Consider the following 18329-nt stretch of genomic DNA (forward strand, 5'->3'; position numbering starts at 1 on the left):
AGTTCAAAGCGCGGGCTCCGGCCAGGCGCCGTGGCTCAAAGATCGCCGTATTGCGTGGTACTGAGCGACTGCGGACGCGAATCGTCGGCATCTTCGGGCATTTCGGTGTCTTCAAAGCCCGTCAAACGGCCCGCCAGGCGGGGCCCACTCTGCACACTTTGCGCCAATGCAGGCGCCTGGGCCCCCATCTCGGCCAAGGCGCGGTGGAAGGCCGCCACCTCCTCGGCCTGGATCGGCTCAAAGCGCGGCGCGGCGGCGTGGCCCTGGGCCGCGGGGGCCCGCGGTGCGGCCGGCACGGCCGAAGGAAAGGACGGCGCCGCGGGCTCGGTCGCCGAACCCACCGCCGACAGGGCGCCCGCACCGCGTGGCGGCAACACCCCCGTCGAGACCTGGTTGTTGGCACGCCAATACACCGACGTGACCAGGATCTGGTGCCGGGCCTTGGCCGTCTGGGCCAGCAGCACCTCGATCTCGCTGAGCCGCACGCTGTCGGCGGCCACTTCGGGGGCCACGTCCATCATCACCATGAACTGGCGCCCATGCGAGTCCAGCGACAGCACCTTGAACTTGTAACGCGAGGACAGCACGCCCACACGGACCATGGTGTCGCGCACCACGGTGTAGAGCAGCTCGCGCTGCTGCAGGCGCTCGGCCTTGTGGTCGGCCTTGTGTTTGACGGTGCTCGGGGCCGGGGCCGGGCCCACATCGACCCAGGCTTTCTGACTGCGCTTGCCCGCACCCGGGCGGCTTTTGTCCGTGCTCGGCGCCGCCGACACCGCGGCAGGGCGACGCGGGGTCTTGCGGCCAAACAACCAGGCGAACAGGGACATCTTTGTTGATCCTTTTTTGAACTGACACACCGGGCCGACCGGCCCTCCCTCGCGGCCCAAGCCGCCCCTCAGGTGCTGGCCACGCGGCGCCGACGCTGACTGAAACGGCGCGCCATCAGCGCACCCAAACCCAGGCTGAGGCTCAGTGCAATCGCCGGTTGGCGGTTGCCCAACTCGGTGAAGCGCAGGGCCGTCAGCACCCACAAACGACTGTCGGCCCCCGCCTGCACCGTGGCCGAACGCGGCAGGTGGGAGAAAAACGCCCCCTCGCCCACCACCGACCCCGCGCCCACCAAGGCCAGGCGAATGCGGCCTTGGTCGTCCTCGAGGTGCACGCTCAGGGAGCCCGCCTCGACAAAGTACAGCGATCGGTCCTGCGCACCCCGTGCGAACAGCAGCTGCCCGCTGCCGAGGCTTTGGGGCACCAGGTAACTGTGCAAGACCTCCCACTGGGCAGGACTCAAGGCCAAGTCCAGGCGTTCGTCCTGGGGGGCATGCGCCACCGCTTGCACCAGACCCTGGATACCCGCCGGAGAAGGAGAAAAATGCGCCGTCTGCATGGCACCCGAACTTAACCTCGTTACATATCGCGCACAAGCCAAGCCAGGCCAAAACCCGGGCTTGGACACATTTGTTTCAACTATTTGCCGATGCAGAACTTCGAGAAGATGACCCCAAGCAGGTCATCCGAGCTGAATTCTCCGGTGATTTCATTGAGGGCCTGCTGCGCCAGGCGCAGCTCTTCGGCCAGCAGGTCGAGCGACTGGGCCTGGGCGGCCAGGCAGCGGGCCGCCATGTCGAGGTGACCCGCCACCTGTTGCAGGGCTTGCACATGGCGCTCGCGCGCGATGTAAAGGCCTTCCGGGGCCGACTGCCAGCCTGCCAGTTGCAACAGTTGTTGCCGCACCGCATCCAGGCCCTGGCCGGTGCGGGCCGACAGGTGCACGCCCTGGTAGGCCGCTGCGTGGTCGGGGCTGACCTGGTCGAGCTTGTTCCAGACCTGCAGCACCGGCACCCGGGCTGCCAGGGTTTGGTTCAGGGTGGCCTCGATGGCTTGGTCGGCGGCCTGGTAGTCGGGCTGGGCGGCGCGTGTGAGGTCGTGCAGGAACAGCACCGCGTCGGCGCCAGCGATCTCGCTCCAGGCGCGCTCGATGCCGATGCGCTCCACCTCGTCCTGGCTGTCGCGCAGGCCTGCGGTGTCGATGACGTGGATCGGCACCCCTTCGATCTGGATGGTCTGCTCCACCTTGTCGCGCGTGGTGCCGGCGATGGGGGTCACGATGGCCAGTTCGGCACCGGCCAGCGCGTTGAGCAGGGACGACTTGCCCGCGTTGGGTTGGCCCGCGATCACCACCTTGACGCCTTCACGCAGCAAGGCGCCCTGGCGGGTGCGCTGCTGCACACGGCCCAACTGGGCCTGAAGGCGGTCGAGCTGGCCCTGGGCGTCGGCCTTTTGCAGGAAGTCGATCTCTTCTTCCGGAAAGTCCAGCGTGGCCTCGACCAACATGCGCAGGTGGATCAGCGCCTCGCGCAGCTGAGCGATCTCCTGGGAGAACGCCCCCGACAGCGAGCGCCCGGCGCTGCGGGCGGCGGCTTCGGTGCTGGCGTCGATCAGGTCGGCAATCGCCTCGGCCTGGGCCAGGTCGATCTTGTCGTTGAGGAAGGCGCGCTGGGTGAACTCCCCCGGTTGGGCGACCCGCAAACCGGGCAGGCGAGCGCGCCCCGTGGTGGGGTCGATCTCGCTGGCGGCCTGCAGACAGCGCGCCAGCAGCAGTTGCAACACCACCGTGCCGCCATGGGCCTGCAACTCCAACACGTCCTCGCCGGTGTAGGAGTGGGGGGCCGGAAAGTGCAGGGCCAGCCCTTGGTCAATGGCCTGACCCTGGGCGTCGCGCAGCGGCAGGTAGGTGGCCTCGCGTGGGCGCAGGGCGCGGCCACACAGGGCGGTGACCAGGGACTTCACGTCGGGGCCACTGACGCGCACGATGCCCACCGCACCCCGGCCCGGGGCGGTGGCAATGGCGACGATTGGATCAGAGTTGCGGGCCAGCATGGGCGAAGGCTTTCATCAAAAAAGGCCGCCCAACTTGCGCTGGACGGCCTGGGGGTTCACGGCAACCGAGGGGCTCAGTTGACGCCGAGTCGTCGGTTGATCACCCACTGCTGGGCGATGGACAGGATGTTGTTGGTGATCCAGTACAGCACCAGACCGGCCGGGAACTGGAAGAACATGACGCTGAACACCAGGGGCATGATCCACATCATCTTGGCCTGCATCGGGTCCGGCGGCGTCGGGTTGAGCCAGGTTTGCAGCAGGGTGGTGCCGGTCATGACCAGGGGCAGGATGTAGTAGGGGTCCTTGACCGAGAGGTCGGTGATCCAGCCGATCCAGGGCGCGTTGCTCATCTCAACGCTGGACGACAGCACCGAGTACAGCGCAATGAAAACCGGGATCTGGATCAGGATGGGCAGGCAGCCGCCCATCGGGTTGACCTTCTCTTCGCGGTAGATGCGCATCATCTCCTGCTGCATCTGCTGCGGCTTGTCCTTCAGGCGCTCACGCATTTCGGTGATCTTCGGGTTGATGGCCTTCATGCGGGCCATGCTCGAATACGCCTTGGCATTGAGCCAATAGAAGGCCGCCTTGAGCAGCACCACCAGGGCCACGATCGACCAGCCCCAGTTGCCGATGTAGCTGTGCAGCTGGTCCAGCAGCCAGTACAGCGGCTTGGCCAGGATGGTCAGCCAGCCGTAGTCCTTGACCAGTTCCAGGCCAGGGGTCAGGGCTTCGAGCTTCTTCTCTTCTTCAGGGCCGGCATAGAGGCGGGCGTCGATGGTTTGACGCTCACCCGGGGCCAGGGTGTTGAGCGGGGTGATCATGCCGACCGAGTACAGGTTCTCGGACACCTTGCGCATGAACAGCTCGCGCTGGATGCCGTCGCCCAGCAACCAGGCGCTGGCGAAATAGTGCTGCACCATCGCGACGAAGCCGTTGCTGGCTTGCTTCTCGATGTCGACCTTGCCCTTGTCGATGTCCTTGAACTCGGCCTTCTGGTACTTCTGGGCGTCGGTGTAGACGGCCGGGCCCGTGAAGGTGGACGAGAACGGCACATCGCCGTCTTGCTTGTTGCCGTCACGCACCAGCTGCAGGTACAGCTGCGGCGACACCGGGGCGGTGCCGGTGTTGACCACTTCGTGGCGCACGCCGATGTCGTAGGCGCCGCGGCGCAGGGTGAAGGACTTGATCAGCTTGACGCCACCGAGGTCACCCGATTCGAAACGGACCACCAGTTCGTTGTCGCCGTCCTTGAGCTCGCGCGGGCCGGGCATCAGGGTCATGGCGGTCTTGTGGGTGGGGAAGCTGCCGCCCAGCAGGCCCGTCTGCGCCACATAGACTTGCTCGGGGGTTTCGGCCATCAGCGTGAAGTGACGGCTCTTGTCCTTGAGGTCCACATACTTGAGCAGGTCGACGCCCACCAGCGAGGCCCCTTCGGTGTCGAAGGTCAGCTGGAACACATCCGACAGGATCTTGACGCGCTCACGCGGGGCCGCAGGCGCAGCGGCGCCTGGCACCGCGGCCACACCGCTGGATGCGGCCGGCAGCGCTGCCGTGGCCGCTGCGGCGGGGGTCGCCGGCTTGGTCTCGGCCGGCGCGGTGGCGGCGGGGCCGGGGAAGAACGTGGCCTTGTTGCCGGTGTGGATCTGCCACTTGTCCCACAAGAGGACCATGGAGAACCCGAAGATCACCCACAAGATGGTGCGGCGAATGTCGTTCATGAAGACTTCTTTTGCGAAGAATGTTGGGAAGAGGGGGTGCACAGGGTGCGGAACAGGCGGGGCCGCTCCGTGGGCACCGGATCGGCGCCGCCCGCACACCAGGGGTGGCAGCGTAACAGACGGTGGGCCGTCAGGTAACTCCCGGCCGCCGCGCCGTGCTGGTCCAAAGCCTGCAGGGCATAGGCCGAACAGGTGGGCTCAAAGCGGCAGGCCGAGCCCAGCCAGGGGCTGAGCAGCAAGCGGTAGCCTTTCACCAGGCCGATCAGCAGGGCCTTGATCATGCGTTACCCGTGGAAGTCGTGGGGGCATGGGCCGCCGCAGGCTGTGGCGCGGCAGCGACCGCCGGAGGGGCGGCGGGCTTGACCACCGGCTTGCCCGGCTGGACGCAGGCCTTGCGCAGCAGCTGGGTCAGCTCGGTGCGCACCGCCTGCTTGAGCACCTCGGAGGTGGCACTGATGAACTGCTTGCGGTCAAAACCAGCACGCAGCCGCACCACATGGGCGGCGGGCATCAGGCGGGGCTCGAACTCTCGGGCCAACTGGTAGATCTGGCGCTTGATGGTGTTGCGGGTCACCGCCCGCTTGGCCCAGCGCTTGGGCACCATGGCCCCCAGCCAGACCGTGGGTTGGCCACCGGAAACGACAAAAAGAGCCTGACTCTCTCGCTCAGGCGAGACGTCAGGCCCTTCAGGGGGCAGATCGGCGGCTGCCGGGGCAGCGGCCGTCAAAGCCAGGCGGTGCAAGGCGAAATGCGGCGTGCGAGACACCGTACCGCCCGCCATCGCGGCTTGGAACTGCGGGCGGGTTTTGAGCCTTAGCACGCGAGCAGCCCGGAGTTCACCAGGCCAGGGCTGAACTTAGACAGCCAGACGCTTGCGGCCCTTGGCGCGGCGTGCGTTGATCACAGCACGGCCACCACGGGTCTTCATGCGGACCAGGAAACCGTGGGTACGGGCGCGGCGGATTTTGGAAGGTTGGTAAGTGCGTTTCATGATGAATTCCTTGAGTGTTCAGTTCTGGCCATTCGTTCATGCACTGCCAGCGCGGCCGGTCCGAAATCGCCTTGCGACGCTCTTGAAACCACCTCACCAACGGCGCCCAAACCCGGGGCCTTGATCAAATCGCCCTGAACGCTTTCAGGGAAACCAATGATTATCGCAACATTTGCGGTCATCCACAAGCCCAATCACAAACCAAGGGTTTTGACCAGCCCCGGCCCAGGAGCCCCCAGCGCGCGGGGTCATCGGCCGCTCAGGTTGTGGATAACTCTTTGACAAACTAGAATCACGCCCGCTGTCCGCAATTGACTATCCACAGAAATACAGACCAAGAATGACCGAGGGAAACCTGAACGGCGCCACTGAGAGCGACCTCCCGAACGCAGGACACAGCCTCTGGCAAGCATGCGTAGAACAACTGGCCCAAGAGCTGCCAGAACAACAATTCAACACCTGGATCAAGCCCCTGGTGGCCCAGGCCCCGGACGACCTGTCCAAGATCACCCTCTTCGTCGCCAACCGCTTCAAGCTCGACTGGATCCGGGCGCAGTACGCCAGCAAGATCAGCCAGATGCTGGAACGCCTGTACGGCCAGGCCGTGCCCGTTGAGTTAGCGCTCACTCAGCGCGAACAGCCCGCCAGGTCTTTCACGCCCCCCAGCGCCCCCGAAGCCGGCCAAGCCCCCGAACCCGTGGCGGCCGCCGAGGACGCCGGGGCCGGTGGCTTCAAGAACCGGCTCAACGCGGGCCTGACGTTCGACACCCTGGTGGAGGGCACGGCCAACCGCATGGCGCGCGCTGCCGCCATGCACGTGGCGGGCATGCCCGGCCACCTGTACAACCCCCTGTTCATCTACGGGGGCGTGGGCCTGGGCAAGACCCACTTGATGCACGCAGTGGGCAACCGCCTGCTGGCCGACAAGCCGGACTCCAAAGTTCTCTACATCCATGCCGAACAGTTCGTGTCGGATGTGGTTAAGGCGTACCAGCGCAAGGCCTTTGACGAGTTCAAGGAGCGCTACCACTCGCTGGACCTGCTGCTCATCGACGACGTGCAGTTCTTTGCCAACAAGGACCGCACCCAGGAAGAGTTCTTCAACGCCTTTGAAGCGCTGCTGGCCAAAAAGTCGCACATCGTGATGACCAGCGACACTTACCCCAAGGGCCTGGCCGACATCCATGAGCGGCTGGTGTCGCGCTTCGACTCGGGCCTGACCGTGGCCATCGAGCCGCCCGAGCTCGAGATGCGGGTCGCGATTCTGATCAACAAAGCGCGCGCCGAAGCCACCGAAATGCCCGAAGAAGTGGCGTTTTTCGTGGCCAAGAACGTGCGCTCGAACGTGCGCGAACTCGAAGGGGCGCTGCGCAAGATCCTGGCTTACTCGCGCTTCAACCAGAAGGAAATCTCGATCCAGCTGGCCCGCGAGGCCCTGCGCGACCTGCTGTCCATCCAGAACCGCCAGATCAGCGTCGAGAACATCCAGAAGACGGTGGCCGACTACTACAAGATCAAAGTCGCCGACATGTACAGCAAGAAGCGCCCGGCCAGCATCGCGCGGCCGCGCCAGATTGCCATGTACCTGGCCAAGGAGCTGACGCAGAAGAGCCTGCCTGAGATCGGCGAGCTGTTTGGCGGGCGCGACCACACCACGGTGCTCCACGCGGTGCGCAAGATCGCCGGTGAACGCCAGCAGCTGACCGAGCTGAATCAGCAGCTGCACGTGCTGGAGCAAACCCTCAAGGGCTGAACCCCGCACAGGCCCCCTGGCTGTGACGCCCGACACACAAGTGCAGCGTCTGCATCAAAAGGCCTTGAAAAACAGAGAAAATGGCGTGTTTGCAGGGAGGTTGCAGGTCGGTACCGCCGCACCGGCCCAGCACCCGAACGTCGTCTGATGACACAGCAAAGAACTTGAACAAGAGGTTGACATGATCGTCCTGAAGGCAACACAAGACAAAGTCCTGTCGGTTCTGCAATCGGTGGCCGGCATCGTGGAGCGGCGCCACACCCTGCCCATACTGGCCAACGTGCTGATCCGCAAGACCGGTGGGTCCTTGCAACTGACCACCAGCGATCTGGAAATCCAGATCCGCACCACCGCGGAGCTGGACGGCGATGCCGGCAACTTCACCACCACCGTGGGCGCCCGCAAGCTGATCGACATCCTGCGCACCATGCCGGGCGACCAGACCGTGAGCCTGGAGTCGAGCCAAAGCAAGCTGATCCTGAAGGGCGGCAAGAGCCGCTTCACGCTGCAAACCCTGCCGGCCGAAGACTTTCCGCTGGTGCAAGAGGCCGCCAACTTCGGCCCCGTGTTCAGCGTGCCGCAGAAAACCCTCAAGAGCCTGCTGGGTCAAGTGTCGTTCGCGATGGCTGTGCACGACATTCGCTACTACCTGAACGGCATCCTGTTCGTGGCCGAGGGCAAGACCCTGAGCCTGGTCGCCACCGACGGCCACCGCCTGGCCTTTGCCTCGGCGACGCTGGACGTCGAAGTGCCCAAGCAAGAAGTCATCCTGCCGCGCAAGACCGTGCTGGAACTGCAGCGCCTGCTGTCCGATGCCGAAGGCGGCATCGAGATGCAGTTCGCCAACAACCAGGCCAAGTTCAGCTTTGACGGCATGGAGTTCGTCACCAAGCTGGTCGAAGGCAAGTTCCCCGACTACAACCGCGTGATCCCCAAGGGCCACCGCAACAGCCTGACGCTGGGCCGCACCACCCTGCTGGCCAGCCTGCAGCGCACCGCCATCCTGACCAGCGACAAGTTCAAGGGCGTGCGCCTGAACCTCGAGCCCGGCACGCTGCGCATCGCGTCGAGCAACGCCGAGCAGGAAGAGGCCGTGGACGAACTCGACATCGACTACGGTGGCGACACCATCGAGATCGGCTTCAACGTCACCTACCTGATCGACGCCCTGGGCAACATGGACCAGGACATGGTGAAGGTGGAGCTGTCGGACTCCAACAGCTCGGCCTTGATGACCATCCCCGACAACGAGAGCTTCAAGTACGTGGTCATGCCGATGCGCATCTGAGCCTTTGGAACCCCTGGCCTTGCGCACCACGCCACACCCTTGAACCTGACCCGCGTTGAACCCCGTTGTTCACCGCGGGTTTGGTTCATCAAGAGATTGAGAAAAACCGACCATGACCGAAGAAAACAAGCCGCTGTCCGACGCTGAACCCAGCGCCAACGAAGCCTTCAACGACCTGCCGCAAACCAAGATTGACACCAACCAGGCAGGCGCATCCGAAGGCTATGGCGAAGGTGCGATCCAGATCCTGGAAGGCCTGGAAGCGGTGCGCAAGCGCCCCGGCATGTACATCGGCGACACCAGCGACGGCACCGGTCTGCACCACCTGGTGTTCGAGGTGGTGGACAACTCCATCGACGAGGCCCTGGCCGGCCACTGCGACGACATCGTCGTCACCATCCACACCGACAACTCGATCAGCGTGACCGACAACGGCCGCGGCATCCCGACCGGCGTGAAGATGGACGACAAGCACGAGCCCAAGCGCAGCGCCGCCGAGATCGCCCTGACCGAGCTGCACGCCGGTGGCAAGTTCAACCAGAACAGCTACAAGGTGTCGGGCGGTCTGCACGGCGTGGGCGTGAGCTGCGTGAACGCGCTGTCCAAATGGCTGCGCCTGACCGTGCGCCGCGAAGGCAAGGTGCACCAGATCGAGTTCGCCAAAGGCTTTGTGCAAAACCGCCTGCTCGAAACCGTGGACGGTTTCGAGGTCTCGCCGATGCGGGTCACCGGCGCCACCGAAAAGCGCGGCACCGAGGTGCACTTCCTGCCCGACACCGAGATCTTCCAGCAGAACAACGACTTCCACTACGAGATCCTGTCCAAGCGCCTGCGCGAGCTGAGCTTCCTGAACAACGGTGTGCGCATCCGCCTGAAGGACGAGCGCAGCGGCAAAGAGGACGACTTCTCCGGCGCCGGTGGCGTGCGCGGCTTTGTTGAATTCATCAACAAGGGCAAGCAGGTGCTGCACCCCAATGTGTTCTACGCCCACGGCGAGCGCCCGGCCGAGACCTACGGCGGCATTGCCGGCACCCACATCGGCGTCGAAGTGGCCATGCAGTGGAACAGCGGCTACAACGAAAGCGTGCTGTGCTTTACCAACAACATCCCGCAGCGCGACGGCGGCACCCACCTGACCGGCCTGCGCGCGGCCATGACCCGCGTCATCAACAAGTACATCGAAGAACAGGAACTGGCCAAAAAGGCCAAGGTCGAGGTCAGCGGTGACGACATGCGCGAAGGCCTGTGCTGCGTGCTGTCGGTCAAGGTGCCCGAACCCAAGTTCAGCAGCCAGACCAAGGACAAGCTGGTCTCCAGCGAAGTGCGCGCGCCGGTCGAAGACATCGTCAGCAAGCTGCTGACCGACTACCTGCAAGAGCGCCCCAACGACGCCAAGATCATCTGCGGCAAGATCATCGAAGCCGCCCGGGCCCGCGAAGCCGCGCGCAAGGCGCGCGAAATGACGCGCCGCAAGGGCGTGCTCGACGGCATGGGCCTGCCCGGCAAGCTGGCCGACTGCCAGGAAAAAGACCCCGCGATGTGCGAAATCTACATCGTCGAGGGTGACTCCGCCGGCGGCTCGGCCAAGCAGGGGCGCGACCGCAAATTCCAGGCCATCCTGCCGCTACGCGGCAAGATCCTGAACGTCGAAAAAGCCCGCTACGAAAAGCTGCTGACCAGCAACGAAATCCTGACCCTGATCACCGCGCTGGGCACCGGCATCGGCAAGGCGGGTGGCAACAGCGGTGGCGACGACTTCAACGTCGCCAAGCTGCGCTACCACCGCATCATCATCATGACCGACGCCGACGTTGACGGCGCCCACATCCGCACCCTGCTGCTGACCTTCTTCTACCGCCAGATGCCTGAGCTGGTCGAGCGGGGCCACATCTACATCGCCCAGCCGCCGCTCTACAAGGTCAAGGCCGGCAAGGAAGAGCTGTACCTGAAAGACGGCCCCGCGCTCGACGGCTTCTTGCTGCGCATCGCGCTCAAGGACGCCAGCATCACCACTGGCGGCCCGAGCTCGCAAACCCTGCAAGGCGAGACACTGGCCGAGCTGGCGCGCAAGCACCAGATCGCCGAGAACGTGATCGCCCGCCTGAGCAACTTCATGGACGCCGAGGCCCTGCGTGCCATCGCCGACGGCGTGGCCCTGAACCTGGACAGCGTGGCCGAAGCCGAAGCCAGCGCCGTGCGCCTGCAAGCCAAGCTGCGCGAACTGACCACCACCGGCGTGCCCGCCGAAGTGGCCGGCGAGTTTGACGTGCGCACCGACAAGCCGGTGCTGCGCATCAGCCGCCGCCACCACGGCAACGTCAAGAGCAGCGTGCTGACGCAAGACTTTGTGCACGGCGCCGACTACGCCGCGCTGGCCGAGGCGGCCGAGACCTTCAAGGGCCTGCTCAACGAAGGCGCCAAGGCCGTGCGCGGCGAGGGCGAACGCCAGAAGGAAGAGAAGGTCGGCGACTTCCGCCAGGCCATGAAGTGGCTGATCTCCGAAGCCGAACGCACCACCAGCCGCCAGCGTTACAAGGGCCTGGGCGAGATGAACCCCGAGCAGCTGTGGGAAACCACCATGGACCCCAACGTGCGCCGCCTGCTGCGCGTGCAGATCGACGACGCGATTGAGGCCGACCGCGTGTTCACCATGCTGATGGGCGACGAGGTGGAACCCCGCCGTGACTTCATTGAGACCAACGCGCTGAGGGCGGGGAATATTGATGTGTGATGGGGATGGGCGGCTGACAAGCCGCCCCCGACGTTGATCAAAACGCCCGGTTCCCCGGGCGTTTGACTTGGGGCCGATGACATCGGACACCGTGCCCTGCGAATGCCGCTGCCCTGCTCAGCCAGTCAGTCAACAAGCCTGCTGAATGCCGTGGGCTGAACGCGTCCCTGTGGGCGTGGGCGGTTTCCTATACTCGCACTTCGAGCTGGCCGTGGCTGGCCAAGCCAAACCAAGCCTTGCGGTGCGGTCCGCCGCGTCCGTTGGCTCTGCCTGGCCCGAAAAGTTCAGCGGATCAGGCGGCCGACACCCCGCCATCGCGGCCGCCCAATCGACGACGCCCACACCCATGAAGATTGCACCCTTCACAGAACGATGGAACGACGGTGAGCGTGACTGGCGCTACGTCAAAGACGCCCGGCAAGACATCGAACGGTGGGAAGGCGAAACCGGCCTGCGTCTGCCCGCGGGGTACCGCGACTTCATGCTGCGGTTCAATGGCGGGCGCGTCTACCCCCGCATGTTTCACGGCCCGCAGGCCCCATGGCCGCCCGGTTCAGCCCGGGCGCCCCGCCCAACAGTCGCAAGCTACGTCGATTTGATCTTCGACTGGGCCTGTGTGGAATCCCATTGGCGGGGCGAGACCTATGGCGAAGGCGTGCCGCCGCAGCACCTGGTTTTTGCCGACACCCCTGGCCCGGTTCAATTGCTGATGGCCCTCGATGCACAGCACCACGGCCAGATCGTGACTTGGCATCACAGCGCAAACGCCTGGGGCACGGATGGCAACGACACCGTTCATTTTCAAGCCAGCGACTTTGGTTCTTTTCTGAAATCGCTGGTGGATGAAGACGGCAGCGACCATGACGCGTGGCACTTGCCGATCTATGACCGCCTGGCAAGGGAATTTGAGGTCTGACCGCACAAGTGCGCGTCCGCTCACGCCAAGCCACAGGTCAACCACCGTGCATGTCACGGGCCGGGTGCCGGCTCCGCAGCTGCAGGCCCGCGTACAACGCCCATCAACGTCTACCACCCCCCATCAACGCGAATCAACGCCCCCTTCACCCGCCCCAACAAGCGCCGGCGGATCAGCCCACTCGCCGGCCGGATCAACCACCAGTACAGCTGAAACCGGCGCTGGCTCGCGGCGTCACCACAGCAGACCCGGGTGCGCGTGGTCAGGCGGGTGCCGGTGCCTTCGGGCTCGGCGCTGAAGTTCATCACCAGCTTGGCCCGCCCTTGCAGGTCCAAGGCCGCAAAGGCCTCAGCGTCAGCCAAATCGACCAGACCAAAGTCCGACTGCCAAAAGCGCCCCGCCAGACCAAACGCGATCTCGCGGTCACCGTCGCGGCCCAGGGGCGTGAAATTGGCCAGACCAAAGGCCGGGCGGTGCTGCAGGGACGAAGGCAGCCCCAGGCGCCCGGCCAGCCGGTTGGGCCACTCGCGCAGCGCGATCAGGCCGCGCGCCACCGGGTCGTCCACCACCTCGGGGCGGCTCACCGCGTCCAGCACCTGGGCCGGACGGGCGGGGATGTGCAGGCTGTGTTCCTCCGCAAACTGGTAGCGGGGCAGGTAGTGGTTCATCAAGTTCATCGGTGACCTGGGCTTGGCCTGGCCTTGGCCTGGTGTGGCCGCCACAGCCGCCAACAGCGGCGCCCTGGCGAGCAGGATCCAACAGGACGGGGTCTGTGGCCCGGCCTGCAGGGCCCCATCGTGCCACGTTATCCAGAGGCATCACCACCACACCACGGCAACCCCATGCCAGCCCGGTCAAGGCCCCAAGCCTGGCCCCCTGGACGGCCCCAAGCCCCCCGCATAAGCAAGCCTCAATTCCGCATAAGTCACCCGGCCGTTCGGTGGTTCAATCACAGCGGGCCCAACGCCCCTCGTGGGGGCCCGAGCCGGGGCACCGGCTGGCGTCATCCCCCCCCTGTCAGACCTCGAAGAAGTCGATTCAAAACCAAAGGAGCCCTGTCACCATGTCCGCCGCAGCAAACTGGAAGTTCGAAACCCTGTCCGTCCACGCAGGCTACTCGCCCGACCCGACCACCAAGGCGGTGGCGGTGCCCATCTACCAGACGGCGGCCTACGCTTTTGACAGCGCCCAGCACGGCGCCGACCTGTTTGACCTGAAGGTGGCGGGCAACATCTACACGCGCATCATGAACCCGACCACCGACGTGCTCGAAAAGCGCGTCGCGGCGCTGGAGGGCGGCATTGGCGCGCTGGCCGTGGCCTCGGGCCAGGCGGCGGTGACCTATGCCATCCAGACCATTGCCGAGGCCGGTGACAACATCGTGGCCTCGACCGCGCTGTATGGCGGCACCTACAACCTGTTCGCCCACACGCTGCCGCAGTACGGCATCACCACGCGCTTTGCCGACCACCGTGACCCGAACAGCTTCGACGCCCTGATCGACGCCAACACCAAGGCCGTGTTTGTCGAGTCGCTGGGCAACCCGCAGGGCAATGTGACCGACATCGCCCGCATCGCCGAAATCGCCCACCGCCACGGTGTGCCGCTGATCGTGGACAACACCGTCGCTACGCCCTACCTGCTGCGCCCGTTCGAGCATGGCGCCGACATCGTGGTGCACTCGCTGACCAAGTACCTGGGCGGCCACGGCACCAGCATCGGTGGCGCCATCGTCGACTCGGGCAAGTTCCCCTGGGCCCAGCACAAGGAGCGCTTCAAGCGCCTCAACGAGCCCGACGTCAGCTACCACGGCGTGGTCTACACCGAGGCCCTGGGCGCCGCCGCCTACATTGGCCGTGCCCGCGTGGTGCCGCTGCGCAACATGGGCGCGGCGCTGTCGCCGTTCAATGCCTTCCTGATCCTGCAAGGCATCGAGACCCTGGCCCTGCGCATGGACCGCATCAACGACAACACGCTGAAGGTGGCGCAGTTCCTCGAGAAGCACCCCAAGGTGGGCTGGGTCAACTACGCCGGCCTGCCCGACAATGCCGACCATGCGCTGGCGCAGAAGTACCTGGGCGGCAAGGCCTCGGGTCTGCTGACCTTTGGCGTCAAGGCCAGCAGCGGCAGTGGCCGCGAAGCCGGCGCGCGCTTCCTCGATGCGCTGCAGCTGTTCACCCGCCTGGTCAACATCGGTGATGCCAAGTCGCTGGCCACGCACCCGGCCTCGACCACCCACCGCCAGCTGTCGCCTGAAGAATTGAAGAAGTCGGGCGTGGGTGAAGACACGGTGCGCCTGTGCGTGGGCATCGAACACGCCGACGACCTGTTGGCCGACCTGGCCCAGGCGCTGGACCAGGTGTGATCCAGGTGTGATGGGGAGGGCCTGGCCGCGGCATGTAGGCCTGCTGGCCCCCGCGTCAGGCTCGCATCAACCCCGCGCGCCCCTCGCCTGCGGGGCCGTCAAACCGGCCCCGGGCTGACGGGTCGCGTGGCGCTTTCCAGCACCCACAGCGCAGCGCGGGCGCGCGTCATGGCGACATAGAGGCGGTTGCGTTCCAGGTAGGCTTCCTGGTGCGATGACGGGCCCGGAAAACGCCCGCGCTCCACAAAGGGCACCGCCACAAACGTGAACTCACGCCCCTTGCAGGCGTTGATGCTCAGCAGGCGCAGGCTGACCGCTTCGCGCGCCTGGTGCAGCGCGATGCTTTGCGTCGCGATCAAGGTCAGGCGCCCCAAAAACTCGGCCACCGGGATGTGGCGGGCCAGGCGCGCCAGGCTGTCCAGGCTGTCCTGGGCCACACGGCGTTCCTGCGCGGTGATGGGGGCTTCGTCCACTAGGCGCCGCAGCAGGGGGTGGCGGCACAGCGCACCGGCGTCGTCCAGCACCTGCGGCGGCAAGGCCAGCATCTGGGCCCACACGGCGCTGGGATGGGCCGCGTTGGGGTCCAGGCTGCCTTGCGCCAGGTAGCGGCGCACGCGCTCTACATCGCCATGCAGGCTGCTGGCCAGGGACTGGCTTTCGCGCGCCCCGGGCAGGTCGGTCCAACCGGCCTCATCGAACTGGCCCTGGGCCAGCACATCGGGGTCGGCGGCCTCGGCGCGGGCGCTGCTGCGGCTCAGGTGCAGCCGGCCTTCCACCGCCGCGGCCACCATGCCCGGGGTCAGCAGCGGGGCGGCCTGGGCCTCGGGCGGCAGCAGCACCCACATCCAGACCAACGCCAGCGCCAGCTCCTTGCGCAGGTAAAACGGGCTCAGGTCCTGGCAGCTGTAGTGCACGCCTTCATGGCCAAACACCCACTCCAGCAAGATGCTGTCCTGCGGGTTGCGCAGCACCACGTTGAGCGCGCTGTGCTGACCCTTTTGACCCTGCACGTCGCGCCAGCCTTGCACGATCTGGCGGTGCAGCTCGACCAGCTGCTGGGCACAGTGCTCGTCGCTGTCGTAGGGCAGGCGCACAAAGGCGTCCGAGCGATCGGCCGTGTGGCCAAAGTTCAGGCCGAACAGCGGGTTGAGCGCAGCGCAGATCTCGGCACCAAAGCGGCGTGTGGTGTTGATCTGCAGCACCTCGGTGTCCTCGGGCAGGCAGCTCTTGATGCGTGCCAGCGACTCGCCAAACACCGAAAACGCGCCCGCGTGGATGTGCTGGTTGAAGTCGCCCGCGCCGACAAACACGCCGTTGTCGCTTTGCACCAGCTTGCGCAGCACCAGCAGCGCGGCCTCGTCGAGGTCGTGCAGCTCGTCGAACAGCACCGCGGCATAGCGGCCCTGCAGCCATTCAAAGGGTTGGTCCCAGTCCAGCAGGCTGAGCTGTCGGCACAGCTCGAAGCTGCAGTCGCCGTCGGCATAGAACTGGGGTTCGTGGTTCATGCCGACGCGCATGCGCTCGTAGCGGCGGTACAGGCGGTACAGCTCGGGGTCCAGGTCCTGGTCTTCGCAAAACCCGACCAGGCCCTGGCCCGAGTCTTCGAACTGCTGGTCCAGCAAGCGCTTCTTGGCCAGGGCTTCAAAAGCCAGGAAAGCGTCGATGTCCACCTCGCGGCCCAGCCAGGCGCTGTACTGGCCGTCGGCCCCGGGCTGGCGTTCCTGGCGCAGCGCCTGTTGGGCCTGCAGGATCAAAAAGCGGCGACGCAAGGGGTCGTTGAGGCGGTGCACCGGGTCGCCCTGGTCCTTGAGCACCTGCTCGCTGAGCTGCTCCACCGTCAACACGTCCAGCTGCTGCGGCGACAGCCCCGCTTGCAGCTGGCTCATGCGGTCGCGGATGGCCGTCACGCCAGCGCGCGAATAGGCCAGCATCAGCACGCGCGCGTCCGGCCCCAGGCGCTTGAGCAGGCTGCAGGCCTTCATGCACAGCGTGGTGGTCTTGCCCGTGCCCGCCAGGGCCTGAACCAGCTTGGCCCGGGCCGGCGAGTTGAGCACCTGCCATTGCTCCCCGGTGGGGTGGATGGACGTGGCCGACCAGGGCAGGGCAGGGGAGAAAGAAGCAGTCATGGGGCGCAGGCCAATCGGGGAAGCAAGGCCTCCATTGTCGCCAGCTTGGGCCCGGTGCGCGGGCCGGCACCCGACCAGCGCGCAGCCCCAGGCTGGCGAGGTGAAAATCAAGCCATGCACCCCTCTCCAGATTCCGCCCACCCGACCCCACCGCCCCCACTTCAGCGCCTGGCCTGGAGCACCCTGCTGTGCGCCGCCCTGGCCGCCTGCGGCAGCGCCCCCACCGCGACCGACAACCGCAGCGCCCAAGCGGCCCCCCCGCTGGCGGCCCCCGCCACCACGCCCGCGCCCACCGCCAACACGGCAGTGACGGCAGCCGGCGCGGCGACCAGCGGCACCACCAATGGCGACAGCGAGGCCGCCCAACAGCAGGCCCTGCTGCGCTGGGTGGAGGCCTTCAAGCCCCGCGCCCGGGCCGCCGGCATCAGCGAGGCCACGCTGCAGCAGGCCCTGGACGGCGTGCGCTACCGCCCCGAGGTGGTCGACGCGGACCGCGCCCAGCCCGAGTTCAACCGCACCGTGTGGGACTACCTGGACCGCGCCGTGTCGCCGCTGCGCATCCAGCAGGGCCGTGCCAAACTGCGCCAGTTGCAGACCGAGGCCCAGGCCACCGAGGCCCGCTACGGCGTGCCCGCCACCACCTTGTTCGCGATCTGGGGCATGGAGAGCAATTACGGCAGCCACTACGGCAACCTGCCCACCATCGACGCCCTGGCCACCCTGGGCCTGGAAGGGCGGCGCGAGGCCTGGGCGCGTGAGCAATTGATCGCGGCGCTGAAGATCCTGCAAAACGGCGACATCCCGCGCGACCGCATGATCGGCTCCTGGGCGGGCGCCATGGGGCAGACGCAGTTCCTGCCTTCGGTGTTCCTGGCCCATGCTGTGGACGCCGATGGCGACGGCCACCGCGACATCTGGGGCAGCATGCCCGATGTGCTGGCCTCGACCGCCAACTTTGTGGCGCACTCGGGCTGGAAGCCGGGCCAGGCCTGGGGCGCCGAAGTGCGCCTGCCCGCGGGCTTTGACCCGGGGCAGCGCGAGTCCGACTTCCGCCAGAGCAGCGCCCAGTGGGCAGCTGAGGGCGTGCAAAGCATAGACAGCCAGGGCCTGCCCGACCTGGGCGATGGCGCGGCTTTGTTCCTGCCCGCGGGCCTGCGCGGCCCGGCCTTTCTGGTGGGCCCCAACTTCCGCACCCTCCTGCGCTACAACAACTCCACCCACTACGCCCTGGCGGTCAGCCTGTTGGCGCAGCGCCTGGCGCAAGGCCCGGGGGTGCTGGCACCGTGGCCACGTGACCTGGTGGCCTTGTCGCGCAGCCAGATGCGCGAACTGCAAACCCGGCTCAACGCACTGGGCTTTGCCAGCGGCCAGCCCGATGGCCTGATGGGCCCGGCCACGCGCGAAGGCATCCGCCGCTACCAGCGCAGCCTGGGCCTGCCCGCCGACGGTTACCCCGAACTGGGCTTGCTGGAGCGCCTGCAAGCCCGCTGAGCAACCCTCAGCGCCGCCAGCACGCCACCACAGGCCGGGGGAGGGCCCGGCCGGGCCCCCG

The 18329-nt window shown here is 66.3% G+C and carries 15 protein-coding genes; 6 read left to right on the top strand and 9 right to left on the bottom strand.

All coding sequences use genetic code 11. The features are described 5' to 3' along the window. Positions 1-35 precede the first annotated feature (35 nt). From PSQ40_RS13065 to rpmH, 7 genes are all read right to left on the bottom strand, one after another. A complete protein-coding gene (locus PSQ40_RS13065) occupies positions 36-830 on the bottom strand; it encodes a hypothetical protein (RefSeq protein WP_273951969.1) in 795 nt (264 codons plus the stop codon). Positions 831-898: 68 nt separating this feature from the next. Further along, the gene (locus PSQ40_RS13070) at positions 899-1390 is read right to left on the bottom strand and encodes a Crp/Fnr family transcriptional regulator (RefSeq protein ID WP_273951971.1); all 492 of its coding nucleotides are present in this window, start codon (positions 1388-1390) and stop codon (positions 899-901) included. An 80-nt stretch (positions 1391-1470) separates the two neighbouring features. Beyond that, positions 1471-2883, bottom strand: a complete 1413-nt coding sequence (gene mnmE, locus PSQ40_RS13075) for a tRNA uridine-5-carboxymethylaminomethyl(34) synthesis GTPase MnmE (protein ID WP_273951972.1) — start codon at positions 2881-2883, stop codon at positions 1471-1473. Positions 2884-2957: 74 nt separating this feature from the next. Further along, positions 2958-4607 carry a membrane protein insertase YidC gene (gene yidC / locus PSQ40_RS13080; RefSeq protein WP_273951974.1) on the bottom strand — a complete coding sequence of 550 codons (1650 nt, stop codon included), beginning with the start codon at positions 4605-4607 and terminating at the stop codon, positions 2958-2960. Further along, positions 4604-4888 carry a membrane protein insertion efficiency factor YidD gene (yidD, locus tag PSQ40_RS13085; RefSeq protein WP_273951975.1) on the bottom strand — a complete coding sequence of 95 codons (285 nt, stop codon included), beginning with the start codon at positions 4886-4888 and terminating at the stop codon, positions 4604-4606. Before yidD ends, yidC begins: the two co-directional genes overlap by 4 nt. Further along, entirely contained in the window at positions 4885-5427 is a 543-nt protein-coding gene (locus PSQ40_RS13090; RefSeq protein ID WP_273951977.1) for a ribonuclease P protein component, read from the bottom strand. Before PSQ40_RS13090 ends, yidD begins: the two co-directional genes overlap by 4 nt. Before the next feature lie 36 nt (positions 5428-5463). Beyond that, complete coding sequence (rpmH, locus tag PSQ40_RS13095) at positions 5464-5598, bottom strand: 50S ribosomal protein L34 (protein WP_006299042.1); 135 nt, start codon at positions 5596-5598, stop codon at positions 5464-5466. Between the two features lie 340 nt (positions 5599-5938). Between rpmH and dnaA the strand changes: the two genes are divergently transcribed. The 4 genes from dnaA (at position 5939) to PSQ40_RS13115 (ending at position 12286) form a co-directional block, all read left to right on the top strand. Next, positions 5939-7351 carry a chromosomal replication initiator protein DnaA gene (dnaA, locus tag PSQ40_RS13100; RefSeq protein ID WP_273951978.1) on the top strand — a complete coding sequence of 471 codons (1413 nt, stop codon included), beginning with the start codon at positions 5939-5941 and terminating at the stop codon, positions 7349-7351. Between the two features lie 181 nt (positions 7352-7532). Continuing rightward, positions 7533-8639, top strand: coding sequence for a DNA polymerase III subunit beta (dnaN, locus tag PSQ40_RS13105; protein WP_273951979.1), 1107 nt, complete (start codon positions 7533-7535; stop codon positions 8637-8639). Between the two features lie 112 nt (positions 8640-8751). Beyond that, positions 8752-11370: a DNA topoisomerase (ATP-hydrolyzing) subunit B gene (gyrB, locus tag PSQ40_RS13110; protein ID WP_273951980.1), complete on the top strand. Its 2619-nt coding sequence runs from the start codon at positions 8752-8754 to the stop codon at positions 11368-11370. A 346-nt stretch (positions 11371-11716) separates the two neighbouring features. Next, the gene (locus PSQ40_RS13115; RefSeq protein ID WP_273951981.1) at positions 11717-12286 is read left to right on the top strand and encodes an SMI1/KNR4 family protein; all 570 of its coding nucleotides are present in this window, start codon (positions 11717-11719) and stop codon (positions 12284-12286) included. Between the two features lie 110 nt (positions 12287-12396). Here PSQ40_RS13115 and PSQ40_RS13120 read toward each other — a convergent pair whose 3' ends face one another. After that, positions 12397-12963, bottom strand: a complete 567-nt coding sequence (locus PSQ40_RS13120; RefSeq protein ID WP_273951982.1) for a DUF2867 domain-containing protein — start codon at positions 12961-12963, stop codon at positions 12397-12399. 386 nt (positions 12964-13349) lie between these two features. Here PSQ40_RS13120 and PSQ40_RS13125 point away from each other — a divergent pair, with 386 nt between their 5' ends. Further along, positions 13350-14651, top strand: a complete 1302-nt coding sequence (locus PSQ40_RS13125) for an O-acetylhomoserine aminocarboxypropyltransferase/cysteine synthase family protein (protein ID WP_273951983.1) — start codon at positions 13350-13352, stop codon at positions 14649-14651. 98 nt (positions 14652-14749) lie between these two features. Here PSQ40_RS13125 and PSQ40_RS13130 read toward each other — a convergent pair whose 3' ends face one another. Then, positions 14750-16777: a UvrD-helicase domain-containing protein gene (locus PSQ40_RS13130; protein WP_273951984.1), complete on the bottom strand. Its 2028-nt coding sequence runs from the start codon at positions 16775-16777 to the stop codon at positions 14750-14752. A 114-nt stretch (positions 16778-16891) separates the two neighbouring features. On the opposite strand from PSQ40_RS13130, the gene PSQ40_RS13135 reads away from it, so the two are divergent. Continuing rightward, positions 16892-18268: a lytic murein transglycosylase gene (locus tag PSQ40_RS13135; protein WP_273951985.1), complete on the top strand. Its 1377-nt coding sequence runs from the start codon at positions 16892-16894 to the stop codon at positions 18266-18268. The last annotated feature ends 61 nt before the right edge of the window (positions 18269-18329 follow it).

Source organism: Curvibacter cyanobacteriorum (assembly GCF_028649475.1).
Taxonomy (GTDB): domain Bacteria; phylum Pseudomonadota; class Gammaproteobacteria; order Burkholderiales; family Burkholderiaceae_C; genus Curvibacter; species Curvibacter cyanobacteriorum.

What these genes read in the sequence shown, in the direction of transcription:
- PSQ40_RS13065 (WP_273951969.1), bottom strand. Translation starts at nt 830, where the DNA reads ATGTCCCTGTTCGCCTGGTTGTTTGGCCGCAAGACCCCGCGTCGCCCT.
- rpmH (WP_006299042.1), bottom strand. Translation starts at nt 5,598, where the DNA reads ATGAAACGCACTTACCAACCTTCCAAAATCCGCCGCGCCCGTACCCAC.
- PSQ40_RS13115 (WP_273951981.1), top strand. Translation starts at nt 11,717, where the DNA reads ATGAAGATTGCACCCTTCACAGAACGATGGAACGACGGTGAGCGTGAC.
- dnaN (WP_273951979.1), top strand. Translation starts at nt 7,533, where the DNA reads ATGATCGTCCTGAAGGCAACACAAGACAAAGTCCTGTCGGTTCTGCAA.
- PSQ40_RS13125 (WP_273951983.1), top strand. Translation starts at nt 13,350, where the DNA reads ATGTCCGCCGCAGCAAACTGGAAGTTCGAAACCCTGTCCGTCCACGCA.
- PSQ40_RS13120 (WP_273951982.1), bottom strand. Translation starts at nt 12,963, where the DNA reads ATGAACTTGATGAACCACTACCTGCCCCGCTACCAGTTTGCGGAGGAA.
- PSQ40_RS13070 (WP_273951971.1), bottom strand. Translation starts at nt 1,390, where the DNA reads ATGCAGACGGCGCATTTTTCTCCTTCTCCGGCGGGTATCCAGGGTCTG.
- PSQ40_RS13130 (WP_273951984.1), bottom strand. Translation starts at nt 16,777, where the DNA reads ATGACTGCTTCTTTCTCCCCTGCCCTGCCCTGGTCGGCCACGTCCATC.
- yidC (WP_273951974.1), bottom strand. Translation starts at nt 4,607, where the DNA reads ATGAACGACATTCGCCGCACCATCTTGTGGGTGATCTTCGGGTTCTCC.
- gyrB (WP_273951980.1), top strand. Translation starts at nt 8,752, where the DNA reads ATGACCGAAGAAAACAAGCCGCTGTCCGACGCTGAACCCAGCGCCAAC.
- PSQ40_RS13135 (WP_273951985.1), top strand. Translation starts at nt 16,892, where the DNA reads ATGCACCCCTCTCCAGATTCCGCCCACCCGACCCCACCGCCCCCACTT.
- dnaA (WP_273951978.1), top strand. Translation starts at nt 5,939, where the DNA reads ATGACCGAGGGAAACCTGAACGGCGCCACTGAGAGCGACCTCCCGAAC.
- mnmE (WP_273951972.1), bottom strand. Translation starts at nt 2,883, where the DNA reads ATGCTGGCCCGCAACTCTGATCCAATCGTCGCCATTGCCACCGCCCCG.
- yidD (WP_273951975.1), bottom strand. Translation starts at nt 4,888, where the DNA reads ATGATCAAGGCCCTGCTGATCGGCCTGGTGAAAGGCTACCGCTTGCTG.